At 64.3% G+C, this 15,148-nt stretch carries 13 protein-coding genes; 6 read left to right on the top strand and 7 right to left on the bottom strand.

Annotated elements, in window-relative coordinates:
- Positions 1-13: 13 nt before the first annotated feature.
- The gene (locus Bsp3421_RS06980; protein WP_273997616.1) at positions 14-1,198 is read right to left on the bottom strand and encodes an isovaleryl-CoA dehydrogenase; all 1,185 of its coding nucleotides are present in this window, start codon (positions 1,196-1,198) and stop codon (positions 14-16) included.
- A gap of 192 nt (positions 1,199-1,390) precedes the next feature.
- Here Bsp3421_RS06980 and Bsp3421_RS06975 point away from each other — a divergent pair, with 192 nt between their 5' ends.
- The 4 genes from Bsp3421_RS06975 (at position 1,391) to Bsp3421_RS06960 (ending at position 3,695) form a co-directional block, all read left to right on the top strand.
- Entirely contained in the window at positions 1,391-2,107 is a 717-nt protein-coding gene (locus Bsp3421_RS06975) for a TetR/AcrR family transcriptional regulator (RefSeq protein WP_273997615.1), read from the top strand.
- Positions 2,108-2,216: 109 nt separating this feature from the next.
- Positions 2,217-2,672 (top strand): molybdopterin-dependent oxidoreductase, encoded by a 456-nt coding sequence (locus Bsp3421_RS06970; RefSeq protein ID WP_273997614.1) that lies wholly within the window; start codon positions 2,217-2,219, stop codon positions 2,670-2,672.
- Positions 2,669-3,268 carry a nitrogen fixation protein NifQ gene (locus tag Bsp3421_RS06965; RefSeq protein ID WP_273997613.1) on the top strand — a complete coding sequence of 200 codons (600 nt, stop codon included), beginning with the start codon at positions 2,669-2,671 and terminating at the stop codon, positions 3,266-3,268. The genes Bsp3421_RS06970 and Bsp3421_RS06965 overlap by 4 nt, the downstream gene beginning before the upstream one ends.
- Before the next feature lie 34 nt (positions 3,269-3,302).
- On the top strand, positions 3,303-3,695 hold the full coding sequence (locus Bsp3421_RS06960; protein WP_443111480.1) for a winged helix-turn-helix domain-containing protein: 393 nt from the start codon (positions 3,303-3,305) through the stop codon (positions 3,693-3,695).
- A 13-nt stretch (positions 3,696-3,708) separates the two neighbouring features.
- Here the strand turns inward: Bsp3421_RS06960 and Bsp3421_RS06955 are convergent, their stop codons facing one another.
- A complete protein-coding gene (locus tag Bsp3421_RS06955) occupies positions 3,709-5,043 on the bottom strand; it encodes a DUF2325 domain-containing protein (RefSeq protein WP_273997611.1) in 1,335 nt (444 codons plus the stop codon).
- A 253-nt stretch (positions 5,044-5,296) separates the two neighbouring features.
- Here Bsp3421_RS06955 and Bsp3421_RS06950 point away from each other — a divergent pair, with 253 nt between their 5' ends.
- Positions 5,297-5,497 (top strand): hypothetical protein, encoded by a 201-nt coding sequence (locus tag Bsp3421_RS06950; protein ID WP_273997609.1) that lies wholly within the window; start codon positions 5,297-5,299, stop codon positions 5,495-5,497.
- Between the two features lie 545 nt (positions 5,498-6,042).
- The gene (locus tag Bsp3421_RS06945) at positions 6,043-9,327 is read left to right on the top strand and encodes an autotransporter outer membrane beta-barrel domain-containing protein (protein ID WP_273997608.1); all 3,285 of its coding nucleotides are present in this window, start codon (positions 6,043-6,045) and stop codon (positions 9,325-9,327) included.
- Between the two features lie 360 nt (positions 9,328-9,687).
- On the opposite strand, the gene Bsp3421_RS06940 is transcribed toward Bsp3421_RS06945, so the two are convergent.
- The 5 genes from Bsp3421_RS06940 to Bsp3421_RS06920 form a co-directional block, all read right to left on the bottom strand.
- Positions 9,688-10,365, bottom strand: coding sequence for a M24 family metallopeptidase (locus Bsp3421_RS06940; protein WP_273997607.1), 678 nt, complete (start codon positions 10,363-10,365; stop codon positions 9,688-9,690).
- A 152-nt stretch (positions 10,366-10,517) separates the two neighbouring features.
- The gene (locus Bsp3421_RS06935) at positions 10,518-10,805 is read right to left on the bottom strand and encodes a PAAR domain-containing protein (protein ID WP_273997605.1); all 288 of its coding nucleotides are present in this window, start codon (positions 10,803-10,805) and stop codon (positions 10,518-10,520) included.
- A gap of 9 nt (positions 10,806-10,814) precedes the next feature.
- Complete coding sequence (locus Bsp3421_RS06930; RefSeq protein WP_273997604.1) at positions 10,815-11,771, bottom strand: T6SS immunity protein Tli4 family protein; 957 nt, start codon at positions 11,769-11,771, stop codon at positions 10,815-10,817.
- Between the two features lie 582 nt (positions 11,772-12,353).
- Positions 12,354-13,448: an IS5 family transposase gene (locus Bsp3421_RS06925; RefSeq protein ID WP_077268099.1), complete on the bottom strand. Its 1,095-nt coding sequence runs from the start codon at positions 13,446-13,448 to the stop codon at positions 12,354-12,356.
- An 87-nt stretch (positions 13,449-13,535) separates the two neighbouring features.
- On the bottom strand, positions 13,536-15,143 hold the full coding sequence (locus tag Bsp3421_RS06920; RefSeq protein ID WP_273997602.1) for an alpha/beta hydrolase: 1,608 nt from the start codon (positions 15,141-15,143) through the stop codon (positions 13,536-13,538).
- Positions 15,144-15,148: the final 5 nt, after the last annotated feature.

Here is a 15,148-nt window from a genome sequence, read left to right as displayed (position 1 = left end):
GCTCCCGGTGGACTCAGGCGGTTTCCGCGAACAGCTCGCGGCCGATCAGCATGCGGCGGATCTCGCTCGTGCCCGCGCCGATCTCGTAGAGCTTCGCGTCGCGCCACAGGCGGCCGACCGGGTATTCGTTGATGTAGCCGTTGCCGCCGAGGACCTGGATCGCCTCGCCCGCCATCCAGGTGGCCTTCTCCGCCGTGTACAGGATCACGCCCGCGCAATCCTTGCGCACCTGGCGAACGTGGCCGCCCGACGAGATCGAGTCGAGATGGCGGCCCACCGCGTACAGGTACGCGCGGCACGCCTGGAAGGTGGTGTACATGTCGGCGACCTTGCCCTGGATCAGCTGGAACTCGCCGATCGACTGGCCGAACTGCTTGCGGTCGTGGATATACGGCACGACCGCGTCGAGGCACGCGGCCATGATGCCGGTCGGGCCACCCGCGAGCACGGCGCGCTCGTAGTCGAGGCCGCTCATCAGCACCTTCACGCCGCCGTTCAGTTCGCCGAGGATATTCTCCTCCGGCACCTCGACGTCCTGGAACACCAGCTCGCCGGTGTGCGAGCCGCGCATGCCGAGCTTGTCGAGCTTCTGCGCGACCGAGAAACCCTTCATGCCCTTCTCGACCAGGAACGCCGTGATGCCGCGCGGGCCGGCCTCGGGCGCGGTCTTCGCGTAGACGACCAGCGTGTCGCAGTCGGGGCCGTTGGTGATCCACATCTTGGTGCCGTTGAGCACGTAGCGGTCGCCGCGCCGCTCGGCGCGCAGCTTCATGCTGACGACGTCGGAGCCCGCGTTCGGCTCGCTCATCGCGAGCGCGCCGACATGCTCGCCGGACACCAGCTTCGGCAGGTATTTGCGCTTTTGCGCATCGGTGCCGTTACGGTGGATCTGGTTCACGCACAGGTTCGAGTGCGCGCCGTAGGACAGGCCGACCGACGCGGAAGCCCGCGAGATCTCCTCCATCGCGACCATGTGCGCGGTATAGCCGAGGCTCGCGCCGCCGTACTCCTCGGCGACCGTCATGCCGAGCACGCCCAGCTCGCCGAGCTTGCGCCACAGGTCCATCGGGAACTGATCGGTGCGGTCGATCTCGGCCGCGCGCGGCGCGATCTCCTTGGCCGCGAACGTCGCGATCGCGTCGCGCAGCATGTCGATGTCTTCACCGAGCATGAATTGCACGCCGGGCAGGTTGCTCATGTCTCCTCCGTCTCCAGAAAGTCTGCGGGCGTGATTTTGAGCAACACTCAAAACCACGTATTTCACCAATACAGCACGATATCTTGCGGAAATTTTGGCTAGTTTCGCGCTGGATGCGGGATAGAGTCAATAGTTTTTTGAGTGACACTCAGATATCATCGAGCGCATCGGATCCCTCGCAGGCAGCCACTCATGACCTCCTCCCTCAAGACCGAGCGCCCCGATCTCGCGCGCGCGCCGGCGAGCCGGAAATCCCAGCAGCGCGTGCAGGACATCCTGCGGGCGGGCCGCGACGTGTTCGCGGAAAAGGGTTACGAACACGCGACGACCGCCGAGATCGCGCAGCGCATCGGCGTGTCGGAGGCGACGGTGTTCAATTACTTCCGCGGCAAGCGCGAGCTGTGCGCGCGCGTGATCGCGGATTGGTATGACGAGATCATCGCGGCGTTCGAGGACGGCATGCCGCGCGACGCGCCGGTGCGCCAGCAGTTCGCGTTCATCGTGCGCACCCACCTGCGGCTGATGCTCGTGAACGGCACCGGGCTGTGCGCGCTGGTGCTGTCCGAGGGGCGCGCCAAGCAGCATGCGCTCAGCGACGAGCTGACCGAATTGCAGCGGCGCTACACCGCGCCCTTGATGGACGTGCTCGCGCGCGGCCAGGCGACGGGGCAGGTGCGCGCCGACCTGCCGCTCAGCCTGCTGCGCTCGCTGGTGTTCGGACCGATGGAACATGTGCTGTGGGACGCGATCCTCGGCCGCCGCAAGCTCGACACCGAGCAGACCGCGGAACAGTTGATCGAGATGCTGTGGGTCGCGATGCAGCCGCCCGCGCCCGACCTCGCCGCGCTCACGCGCTTTCGCGATGCGGTGAAGGACGCGGTGGAGCAGTTGGAATCGGGGCGCGCGTAGCATGGCGCGGCGTTGCCGCGTAATATAGCCCCGGATATCACGCTCGGGCAGTCGCCCGGGATCGACCTGGAGGCGGAGGATGGACAATGCGGAATCGACCCCATCCGTCATGGCCGAAGTCGGCCGCCTCGATGTGAGCGGCGACGTGGTCCAGCCGCTGTCGCTGTCCCTCGATGCGCTGCGCCGCCTCGACAGCGTCACGGCCGAGCCGTTCGACCTGCGCCGCTTCAAGACGCGGCGCTTCATCCGCCGGATCGAGCCGTACCGCGGCGTGCGGCTGACCGATCTCCTGTCGCGCGCCGGGCTCCGCTCCGACACCCCCGGCGACTTCAAGCGGATGATCCTCCTGGCCGTCGGGCACGACGGTTACGCGGTCACGTTTTCCTGGCACGAGCTGTTCAACACCGAGATCGGCGACCACGCGATCGTCGCCCACGAATGCGGCGGCCGGCCGCTCGACGAAGCGGAGGGCGCGCCCGTGCTCCACTCCGGTGCGGATCGCTTCCCCGCGCCCCGGCACGTCAACCGGCTGACCCGGATCGTCGCGCGCCTAGTAACGCCATGAGCCCCGCGCACGCCTGTTGCAGCCTCGCCGCCCGGCGCGCGCTGCACGCCCGGCTCATCGACGCGGCGAATCCCGGCTCGACCGACGCCCGCCTGTTCGCCACGCTCCTCGCGGCGCGCGCCGGCGAAGATGCGCCGACCACGCTCGACCCGTCGCTCGGGCTGTCGCCCGCGCGCCTGCGCGCGCTGCTCGCACGGCATTTTCCGCGCCTGCGGCCCGGCGTCGTCGAGACATCGCCGCCCACGGCGATCCCCACACCGCACGCCGCCTTCGTCGCGACGCTGCGCAGCCTGCTGATGCGCGAGGCCGGCGCCGCGGCGCACCGCGGCGACGCCGCCTGTCTCGCCGCCATCATCGCGCATGCGTGCCTGCGCCCGGATCATCTGTGGCGCGATCTCGGGCTCGACGGGCGCGATGACGTGTCCGCGCTGCTGGAACGTTATTTCCCCGCGCTCGCCGCACGCAACACGGCCGCCTTGCGCTGGAAGAAATTCCTCGCGCGCGAGGTCGCCCTCGACCAGGGCGCGCCGCCCGCGCCCGCACCGGGCTGCTTCGGCTGCGAGGATCACGCGCGCTGCTTCCCGCCAGGCGTCTAGCCGCCTGCGGGGCGGGCGGCAGCATCGTTCGTGTATGCTTGCCCGCATGAGCCGATCCCCCACTTCCGCCACGCCCGGCACCCCACCCGTCGTCAGCTTCCGCATGCGCATCCGCCGCGGCGATACGGTCGCGCTCGGGCCTGGCAAGGTGGCCCTTCTCGAAGCGGTGCGCGAGCACGGCTCGATCTCGGCGGCCGCGCGCAGCCTCGGCATGTCGTATCGCCGCGCCTGGATGTTGATCGATGAACTGAACCGTTCGCTGAAGTCGCCCGCCACCGTCTCCGAGCAAGGCGGGCACAGCGGCGGCGGCTGCGCGCTGACGACGGTCGGCGAAGAGATGGTCCGGCTCTACCGCGACATCGAGCGGCAGGCCGAAGCGAGCTGCGCCCGGCAGATCGCGGCCCTCACGAAATTCATGCAGCCGTGACGCGTCGCCAGCCCTAGCCGTGGCGCAGGCAGAACGCCGGCGTGCGGCCGCAGCCGGGCGCGCCCACGGCCGCCTCCGGCGCGCGCGTCACGAGGTCGACGAAGCTGGCCACGCTCGCGGTGCGGAGCGGGTGATAGGCCACCCCATGACGCTCGCATAGGCGCTTGAGCGTGCTCATCGAATCGTGATCGACACAGTCGACCGGGAACACCACCAGGTCCGCGCCCGGCACCAGCGCCGCGAGCCGGCCCTTGCGATCCTCGATGCCGCCGTCGTGGAGGTTCAGCCAGCCGCCCGCGGCTTCCACGAGCCGGCGGATCGCCGCCGTCGAACCCGGACGGCCCCCCACGTAGACAATCCGCTTGCCGCGCACCGAATCGAGCGTCGCCGCTTCGCCGTCGGCCTCGTCGTCGGCCTCGACGGCCGTGCGCACCACCGCCTGCTCCATCGCGAGCGCTTCGCCGCGCAGTGCGTCGAGCTGGTCGTAGGTCTGCTGCAGTTGCGCGCGCAGCGTCTGCACACGCGCCTGTTCTTCCTTCAGGCGTCGTTCGAGTGTGGCGCAACGCCCAGCCTGCTGCGCGAGCGCATCGTCGCGCTCGCCCAACGTCGCCCGCAACCGCTCCGCTTCCGCCTCGGGCGCTTCCGCGTCCGGGCCGCGCGGCGATGCGCGCCGGGCATCGAGCGTCGCGCGCCGAGCGCGCGCTTCGGCGTCGCGTTCGAGCGCGAACGCCTGGAAGCGCGCTTGCTGCCGCTCGATCTTGTTCCTGAGTTGGGCGTTGTCTTCCTCGAGCGCGACCAGCCGGCGAATGTCCGCGCGGTTCGCCGCGCCCACCAGATGCGACAGCATGTGGACGTCGCCGAACGCGAGCTGGCGCATTTCCAGCGTGGCGGCCGGATGCGTCATCACGGCCCAGTAGGCGGGCGGCACGTCGCCCGTCTTCAGCGCCTCGCGCCAAAGTTCGCGCAGGCCGGCAACATCCTTGACCGGTGTGAAGCGCTTGATGGCCGCCGCATAGCGCTGGTCGAGCGCCTTGTGCAGCGCCTTCGCGCCCTCCCCGCCCTGCACGGCGAGTTCGACTGCCGCGTGATGGATCTGCAGATCGGTGGCGTGCTCGCGATCGATGTCCGCGTGACGCGGCACGAGCTTGCGCAATTCGCCGGTTGTCAGGCAGGTGCCGATCACTGAGCAATGGATGTGCATGTCGAGTTCGGCGAGCCGCGCGCGGCGCGGCGCGAGCGGCCGGGCGGACGATGCGGGTTCGCAGCAACGGTCCTGGAACGGACGGAGCGGCGGCGCATCGGCCTGGCCGGACACCAGCCGGGAAAGTTGGAACGGAGGCTTGTCCATCGAACGGTTCCTTCAGTTGGCGTGCCGGGATTCCGTCATCGATCGGCGCCCGGCGCCTCGCTCCGCGCCGTGGGCACCGTCGGATCGTTGCGCGGCTCCGCGTCGCACCATTGAGCGGCCGGTGCATGCGGCCGCCGCATACACGTTCGACGCAGGCCACGCCATCGGCATCGATGGCGCGCGCCACGACAAAAGTCAAACGCGGCAGGGAGCGCGATGGAGCCCCTCGGAGCCGATGTGCCGCAGATATGCTATGGACGCGCAGCGCAAGGCGATCGCACACAGCAGCCATCTTGCCGATGGAATGCGCGCGCCGCTCGACGCGCGACCCCGCGCTCCGGATGAACGACAACCTTGCCAGATCATCCGCCTCGCCCTCATCGCGACGGAATCGTGGTCAACCACGGCAACCACCACGACATCGACGGTCCCTCGCGACTTCGGTGAACCGTAATATACCGCAAAACATAACGAGGATTGTCGTTCCTGCGCATCCTCGTCTCGGCCGGCCTCTCAACGAAACGTGTTCACTTCAGCGAGGCCATCGGTACGCTGGCCTGATCCATCCGAGCGGGAAGACGCGTGCGCGTCAACAGGATGCGTCATTGGTCAATTTCACGACGTTCTTCGCGGCCCGCAGGAACGTCCACGGCCATTTCTTGAGAAGTATCCGAGCCAGCCTCGACGACACCCTGGAGGCCCTGTATCCGCGGCGTCGCGGCGCCGCCTCCGTCAAGTCCGATGTGCTGGCGCTGCCGGAATCGATGGAGCGGATTGCCGCGAATGAAATGGGCCGCGTCCCATCTGCAAGGCGATTCTCTCGATATTTAAGATCGGTCTCATAGGCATCGAAACGGTGAGCAGCAAGAATATGGCATCGCTTGAAATGTCCCAATCCCTCAAGCAAATCCCAGCTCTACGAACTTAGCCCGTCGCTTTCGTGCCCGCCTGCTGATCCGGGGAGTTTCGCGTAGAGATGCGTTCGACGGAACCTCCTCAATGACGCTCAGACCAACCCGGCTCTCCCTCGCCGTCTTGACGGCCCTGCTCCCCTCTCTACCCACAACGGCGGCCGCGCATGCCCATCCCGGCATCAACCTGTCGACCCCTCAGGGCGAAAGCATGGTGCTCAACCCCGGCGACACGGTCATCACACAAGATGCCACGGCAATCACGATCAGCGGATCCGAAAACAGCCTGTCGGGCGATGGCGTCGTCATCCAGTCAGGTATCGCCGGCGGGCAAGCCGCACCGGCCAGTATCGCGGTCGACTCTGCGGGCACGCTGACGCTGTCCAACAGCGCGATTCAGGCGCTGGGGGCAAGGGATGCGACAGGCGTCGCGGTGCGGCATACGGGAAGCCAAGCCATTTTGAGCGGCAACACGATCACCACTGATGGGCTGCATTCCTATGCGGTTCATGTCAGGGATGGCGCCCGCGCAGACATCACCGGTGGTTCGATTCATACCCAAGGCAGCGATAGCCACGGCCTGATCGCCCAGGGCAATGGCGCGACCATCTTCGGCCGGGACGTGAAAATCACCGCCCTGGGCGTTAACGCCGCCGCGGTGAGTGCCCAGGACGGCGGCCACGTCGTCCTGGACCAGGCGAGGCTCAACGCCAACAGCACCGAAGAACAGAGGGGAAACACCGGCATCGGCATCTATCGCGGTAGCGTGACGGCAACCAATACGGCAATCTCCTCGCTCCGGGGCATGGGCGTCGACGCTTATGGCGGTACGCTCTCGCTTGCGCAAAGCAGCATCAATGCCTATAGCTTCGGCATTCTCCTGAGCAGTGCATCAGGTCCCACCTTGATGCCATCCCAAGCAATCCTGACGGACGTGATAATCCGCTCGGAGACAGGCAACGGCATCATCGCCCAAGGCAGCGGCGTCCAGGTCTCTTTGAAGCGTGTGCAGATCACCAGCAACGGCACTTATGTGTCGGGCTTTTGGCTTCCAAGCAGGGGCGCCGCGACCCTCAAGGATTCGACCATCGAGATGACCGGCCCCAATGGCGTAGGAATCGATACCCGCGATGGCACAGTCATCATGGACGGCGGCAAGATTACGACTTATGGTCGCAGCGGGCATGGCCTCTACGCCTCGGAGTTATATTCCGGCAGCGGCGGCCGGGCGAACATCAGCGCGCGTGGCGTCGCCATCGAAACCTTCGGCGACTCGGCGATAGGAGTGGTCTCGCGCACCGCAGTCTCGAACGTAGCGCTCGACGGCGGTTCGGTCGTCACCCATGGCAATACGGCCTATGGCATGCTCGCCAACGGCGCTCGCCTGACGGCAACCGGAACGAAAGTCCGCACTCACGGTGACTTCTCCACGGCCCTGATGATGGGCAACCCGGGGGTGTCCGTCGCCCTGGATGGCGTCGCTCTGCGTACTTTTGGCCAAGGCGCCGATGGCGTGAACGCCTATGCGAGAAAATCCGGCGTGGACAATGAAATCACGCTCCTCGATAGCCATATCGAAACCGAGGATGGCAGCGGCATCGCCGTCTCGGGCAGCGGCCTCAAGGCGGACCTGATCGGCACCACGATCATTGGAAAATCGCGCGCGGCAGGCATCGATGGCGCCGCGCTGCACGTGTATGAATGGATCGACGACAGCGATCCGAATGCCCCGGCCATCGCAGCCCGCCACGTGGAACTCAACGCGCAGCGAAGCCGGCTCGTCGGCGATGTAGTGATCGACAGCGGATCTGCCAGCGTGAGTCTGCGGGACAGTTCCACGCTGACCGGCGCATTGCTCGATCGCGGCGGCCGCACCGTCGACAAGCTGAACATCGACGACGGAAGTCTCTGGCAAATGCGCGCCAATTCTGCGGTGAAGGATCTGGAAACGACGGGCACGATCTCGTTCTCCACGCCGAATACCGGCTTCAAGGTGCTCGACGTCTCCGGTACGCTCAGCGGCAGCGGCCTGTTCGAAATGCGCACCGACCTCGTGGCCGGCCATTCCGACCAACTGCGCGTCGGCACCGTCGAAGGAAGCCACCGTGTATTGATCGCCCATAGCGGAGCCGAGCCCTTGGCGGAGCACGGCGTCGTCACGCTGATCCAGACCGAAGGCGGCTCCGGCTTGTTCTCGCTGGCCAATCACGGTCAGGTCGTGGATGTCGGGACTTACCGCTATGAATTGAAAACCAATGACACGGTAGGCGGGCGGGCTTCGGATTGGAGCCTGGTGAATACCGCGCGTCTGCTGCCCCCCGATCCACCACCCGTGGCGCCCCCACCCGTATCACCGCCGCCGGTGGACCCCGAAGCTGAAATACCACCGGCAACGCTCCCGCCTGCGCCCCCACCGGTGATACTGCCTGGTCCAATCAGGCCGCGCCCGGAGCATTTGTCGACCACGGCCAATGCCGCGATCAATACCTCCGCCGTCGGCACGGCGCAGGCGATCTGGTACGCCGAGTCAGCCGCGCTGACCAGGCGCATGGGCGAGCTGCGCCAAGGCAATGGCCGCGATGGTCTGTGGGTCCGGGGGTTCGGCGAACGCCAGAAGCTGGACAACAAGGGAGGCCGGGACTTCGCGCAGAACCTCGGGGGCTTGCAGCTGGGCGCGGACAAAATGCTGACCGTCAATGGCGGGCGCTGGTATGTCGGTGCCCTGGCCGGCTACAGCTATTCGGATCGCACATTCCCCGGCGAGGGCCGGGGCAGCGCCGATAGCTATCATCTGGGCGGCTATGCCACGTGGCTGGCCGATACCGGTTGGTACGTCGACGGCGTACTCAAAGCGAACCATCTCCGGCAAGACTTCAAGGTCGAGACAACCGACGGCCGTTCGGTAAAGGGCAAGACATCGCAGAACGCGATCGGCGCCACCCTGGAAATTGGCCGGCAACTGCAACTGGGCGCGGGTTGGTTCATCGAACCACAAGCCCGCATGGCGCTTAACCACGTCAGCGGTGACAGTTACCGGACAAGCAATGGCCTCGACGTATCCGCCGGCTCCGGCGCTTCACTGCAGTTCCGCGCAGGGTCGCTGCTGGGCCGGCGCTTCGTACTGGGCAACGGGAATGTCGTGCAGCCCTACGTCAAGCTGGCGCGGTCGCATGAGTTCGATGGCAAGAGCACCGTGCGCACGAACGGCATCGCCACGCGCACGGATCTGTCAGGCGGCCGCACGGAGCTTGGGCTCGGTGTTTCTGCTTCGATGGGAGATAGCCACCGGCTGTACGTCGACTACGAGTACGTCGATGGCGCGAAGCTGGGCAAGCCCTGGTCCGTCAGCGCGGGGTACCGCTACATCTTTTGATTCAGGTGATATCCGATGGCCCGCATTGATGGAATACCGAGCAATTTGGGTGCCGGTAACGCTAGCGCATTGGGATTGCGGCCATGATCTTCGGCCTGCTCGCCGACAATCCACCCGACCTAGTCGACGGCCTCTTCAACGCCGCGGTCGCGCGCCAACGGCAATGCGACGCTTGAACCCGCGTCAGGATCGCGGCGGTGCGTAGCGCCGATCGACGTGGCCCCACGCGCGCCGCCCGGACCGACGAGAAAAGCAAGGGCACACCATACTCCTTCAGTTGCGCGACGCGACCACACCGGACCCGCCGGCCGATGCCGCGCCGTTCGTCCATCCATGCCGCCCACCCGGGCGGCCACCGCGTCAGACCAGCAGGTCTTCGTAGAAAGCGCCGAACGGCCGGGTCGGATGCGCGAGCTGGATTTCCAGGATCCACAGGCCGGCGTCGGGACACGCGTCGAAATCCCCGAGATTCCCCGCCTTGTAGATCGCGTGCGGAAAATCCGAGACGCGATGCCCCTTGATATCCAGGTTCAGACGCCAGCCCATCTCGGCCGCGCGCTGCTCCGCGAATGCATAAAGCGCGGTACCGGCGACGCCGCCGTCGCGCCAGCGCTGCTCGACCTCGTCGAACAGCATGCGGGCGGCCGACGCGCACGCGCGCTTCTCCTCATCCGCGCCCACCACGAAGGTCGCGCCGGCGTCACCCTCGTGGCCGTTCCAGACGACGCCGAGATCGATGAAGAAGATATCGTCGGCATGCAGGCGCGGATCGTCGTCCGAACGCTGCTTGAAGGTTTTCAGTGTGTTTTCGCCGAAACGGATGATGACCGGATGCCAGATGCGATCGGCACCCAACGTCGCGATCACGTCCTTGCAATGCGCGACGGCTTCCGATTCCCGCATGCCCGGCTCGATCGCTTGCGCGACGCGCTCGACGACTTCCCAGGTCCTGTCGCGGGCGAATCGCATCTGCTCCAGCACAAACGCGCTTCCGACCGCCTGCTTGCCCGCGCCACTTTGCTGCATCTCGATGTTCATGAATGTCCCCGTTATATTTTTATAAATATAACGAAGGCGACTGTTGCTGTCCATGAAACGCGTTGGGTTGCGCCCTCTCCCGTCCTGGGTGAGGACGCCCGCGGCGCACCGGAGCGGGCCGGACCGGGCCGACTGCCGATATGCGCGGCCGCCTATATGTCGACGTAGGATGTCGTTTGCGACGGAACGAGACGAGGATGCGGGGAACAAAGGCAAACGCACAGATCATCGCTCAGGGCCGCCTGCCGCCCATCGGGACCGGTCATGGAAATGCGCGCGCCTTCGCACTTGATCACACCGACGGCCTCGCAGACCGGACACAGGATCGGATCGTTTTCATAAGCCTGCTCGCGCGCACCGAGCCGGTCGCAACTATCACCGCCTTGCACGATGCCGCCTACCGTCGTCTTGTCGCCTTTCACGATGTCATAGCGCCGCATTTGCGCCTCCTACACTGTGTCAGGTCGCGGGCGGAGGCTATTCAGCAGCGTGTCCCATAGCTGCAGCGCTCCCGCCTCGTCGACCGGGGACGTCGCCTCATCGGACGGCAGATCGCTTCGAGAAGCGTTGCCCATCAGCAACTCGACCGAGGTATGCGGTTGTGCAAGCGTGGCAGGATTGCCCGGCGCCAGCAGATAGAAGCGGTAGACCGTAACCGGGCCGTCCTGAAGCGCAAAAAGCACTTCCTCGGCGCTCATCCCGGCGACCACCCGCTTGCCCTTGCGCAGAATGCGATAGCTCCCCGGCATGCGATCGAGTTGCGCGCGCAGCGCGGCCAGATTTTTGGTGAGCGGTTGAGCCTGGTCGTCGTCCATCGAATCGCGCAGCTTAATCAGTAGCAACGCAGGCCGCCCCGGCATCAGCGCGAATGACTGGCTGACTTCCTCGGTGTAAGTCGAGGATCCGGTAACGATCCCACCGTCTATGCAGAAGCCCGATTCCGTGGGCACTGCCCAGTTATCGCGTGCCTTGATGCGTCGATAGATGTCGTTGTATATGTTCTCGGCGTCGTAAAGACCATCTTCTCCAATTCCACCAGTCGTATGAAAGAGTGTGCGACCAGCGAAGAAATAGCCTTCCGACTTGAACGGCAACTTAACTTTCGCCACCCCTTCCTGATAGATGAATACCCTTGAATCTCTAACAGGAGAAAATGCTTTTTCCAACCACGCCTTTCCTGTCTTCTCATCCAAATTGACGGGATTCACGCGCTGCTTGGTCCGTAGTTGGTTCTCTCGCGCGCCGACTATTTTGCGATAGACATCAGATGAAACATCGTGAGTCGTGACAAACCTGTCGCCGCGATACGAAAACTTCTCGTCGGAAATCTCGCTGGACACCGGTCGATCGAACACGAGGCGACCAATACACCACGGCCGCATTTTGGACAGCATCGGATTGTTCATCGTTGATTCCCCGGAAAGGGCGAGCGAACAAGCGCAAGGACCTATCAACAAGAAGAGAAAGTGGAAGAGACGAACCATCAGCATGATTCCGGCACGTCGATATCCTTCACGATCTGAACCAGGCTATAGAGCATCGCCCACTGGGTCCATGGATGCACATAGCTGTTCATGTGTTGGTATCCGCCCTGCACAAATGCCATCCGGACCCCCTTAGCCCTATCACCCGGTACTCCGGGCCTCAGCCCTCTCGCCTGAGCATCGGCCGACCACACTGGCACGGTTCCGTCACCACGGATGATCCCCGTTTTGGCTGTTACCTGAGACCAGTCAGTCTTCTCACTCACTTCCGGCAATATATTTGTCTTTTGGACTGCGAAAGTCACGCTGAGGCCATGCTTCTCTGCCAGTACGCGAATCTCCCCTAGCAGGCTGTTGAAAAGCGCCTCGCTTTGGCGATCGGGGCACGGTTTAAAAGGGTTTCGTATGCGATTGGCCGCTGAGTTGCAGACGGATCGTGCCGGATGCGCCGCTGGAGAGCGGACCGGCCGGCGCGTTGCCACGCAACTGCTGCGCTCGGGCGGCTCATCGCGTGGCTCCTTGCGGCACCGCTGCCAGTATTCGGGCCATTCGAGTCAGGTTGCTCGCCAGCATCGTCAGCTTGAAGTGCTGGTCGACCCGCTTGATGCCGCGATACGCGGTCTGCCGAATCCTGCCGACGGTCTTGCCCCAGCCGAAGTGCTCTTCGATGCGCTTGCGAATCACTTGGCTGATGCCATAACCGGCGTGCCGCGACGTCCGTCCGTCGATCGCGCTGCCGCCTTGATGCGTGTCGTTGCGCGCGACGTGCGGCGTCACTTTGCGCGTTCGGCAATCCCGCACAAAGTCGCGCATGTCGTAACCCTTGTCGGCACCGAGCGTCTTGGCGTGACGACCCGGTACGCAATCGAGCAGGCGCAATGCACTCGCGCGTTCGCCGAAACCGTCCGCGTGACTGACCACTGCGCCCACCACCAAGCCCGAGCGGTTCTCCATCAGGATGTGCCCCTGATAACAAAGGATGGCTCCGCTTTGCCGCCCCTTTCGGAACAGGCGCGCATCCGGATCAGTGCTCGATTCATGCGTGTCGTTGCTGCGCCGCTTGCCCTTCCAGTCGGTGTCGACATTGCGGCCACCGCCGGCCGGTGGATCGTCCGAACCGTCCTTGGGCCGGAAGCTCTTGTGGCTGGCCCACGCCTGGATCAGCGTGCCATCAACCGAGAAGTGTTCTCTGGAGAGCAGCCCTTGCTTGTCGGCCAAGCTCATGACTTCGGTAAAGAACGCTTCGACCACTTCGTGCTCGAGCAGACGATCCCGGTTCTTGGAGAACACCGAGTGGTCCCAGACGGCGTCTTCGATCGCCAGTCCGACGAACCAGCGGAACAGCAGGTTGTAGCGCATCTGCTCCATCAGCATGCGCTCGCTGCGCACCGAGTACAGCACCTGCAGCAGCAACGCACGCAGCAGCTTCTCGGGGGGAATCGACGCACGGCCGCTGTCCGCATAAATCGTGCCGAACAATCCGTTAAGTCGCTTCAGCGCTTGATTGACCAGCAACCGAAGCGGTCGCAACGGATGATCGGCCGGCACGAAGTCTTCCAGCTTCACCGTCGTGAACAGCGGTTCTTGCATCTCGTCCATTCCGCGCATCGCTCTCGCCTGCTCAAGATCATGAACACGATATCTCTAACGCACCGCCCTCAGGGCCCGTTTACACCGTATCCAAATTCAACAGCCTGCTAGGCCCGAGTCGTGCAGCAACCTCGCCGTCTTAAGGTCATCCGCCGTGACGTCCGATGGCACGTCACCGATCCAAACTGCGTTACCCCAAGTCAGCAGCGCCTTGGTCGGATCCCCTCTTTCAATGACTGGCGTGCTCTTGTCGTTGACCACATCGGTCGGGTTTGCCAACGGCAGCCCAAAGTCAAGCCCCCCTTGGCCATAGGCCACATACGTCTTGCCGTGGTACTGGTTCTTCAATTGGCTCTGCCGAGTTACGACAGCCAGCATGTTCTCTTTGTAGTTGCCTGATACTGTTTTGTGATTACGATCTCTATCGAGCCGTTTTTTCACGATTCCAGCGGGATCGAGCTGTTTATCTGCCGGCAGCAAACCATACCACCGCGAATTTACATACAGCTCGTTATATACATCGCCGTCTTCCGGGAACTGCATTAACACCTGCCCGTCCGGTCGAGCAAAAATCCACCACGGGGCACCATTGTGATAATCGGGCATCGGCGTCAGTTCCAGCGGTCCCGATGCGTTCGCCACCACCGCTATGAATTCGTCAGCATCGCGTCCCAGCAGACTGCCATTGACGAAACCATTGAACCCGCCCTCTGGACCGCCGCCTGTCTTGAATCTCTTGGCTGCGAGCGGGGCGCCGGTGGCAGGTTGACACCCATGAAATATCCCATGCGCGAGGCCGTCAAGCCCATGATTCATCACGGCGAAGCGAGCCACTAAGCCGCCCATCGAGTGTGTCAGGATGATGGCCTTGCCAGTATCGTTCTCCTGACAGATCTCGCTGACACCCATCAGCCGCGTCGTTTTCTTTGTCTGTGGATCGAGAATATCCAGACCATCTACAACATCACGCCCCGAGAAGTCGTTCGACTGCAGCCAGTTGTATCCGATTGCGTAGACCCGGTAACGAAATTTCGAGAATCGATTGAATTCCGCGGAGTCCATCGTGATCGCCTGACCTGCCCCAATGGCACCGTAGGTCGTCGGATCTGTGCCCAGTACGGGGTGGAGCGTCCATTTTTTGCCGTCAGGATCGGAGTCCACCCACACGCCCTGCGGCTCACCAAGCAGCATAGGGTTATTCAATTGCTGTTCGAGCCACAGCAGAACAGGCTGATAACCCGTCCGGTAGACAGAGCCCCACCCACGCCGCCGCGCCTCCTCCCCGGTAATCGGATCCTGCTTCCCGAGATCGATGAGCGGACCGAACGGCGTCACCGTCACGCTATCGGGATCGAAAAGCGCTTCGCGAGACGACGCGCTGCGAAACCATCCGGCGACGAGCGAACACAACGCGCCAAGTATTGCGCCCATCGTGTCGGTATTCGGTGGGGACCATGCCGCGTCTCCACTGTCCTTGGTGGCCAATGGCGAACCCATCACACCGGGTATGAAAATCACGGGAATGATCGGACGCAGGTCGTGCAAGCTCTCCTTCGCGCGGGTGTCGTCGGCTGGCGTCAAGGGCGCACGGGCCGATGAGTGGCCGTCCACATCGGTCCGCGACGCAAGGCGGACAACTCCGGCATCGTCGCCGCCGAACGTTTGGTCCGTCGCCCCCGGGCCGTCGGAATGGTTGTCGCTCATGGATG

Origin of the sequence: Burkholderia sp. FERM BP-3421 (genome assembly GCF_028657905.1) — a bacterium.
Taxonomy (GTDB): Bacteria; Pseudomonadota; Gammaproteobacteria; order Burkholderiales; family Burkholderiaceae; genus Burkholderia.
Note: the sequence above shows the minus strand (reverse complement) of the source record. Positions and strands in the feature narration are given on the sequence as shown.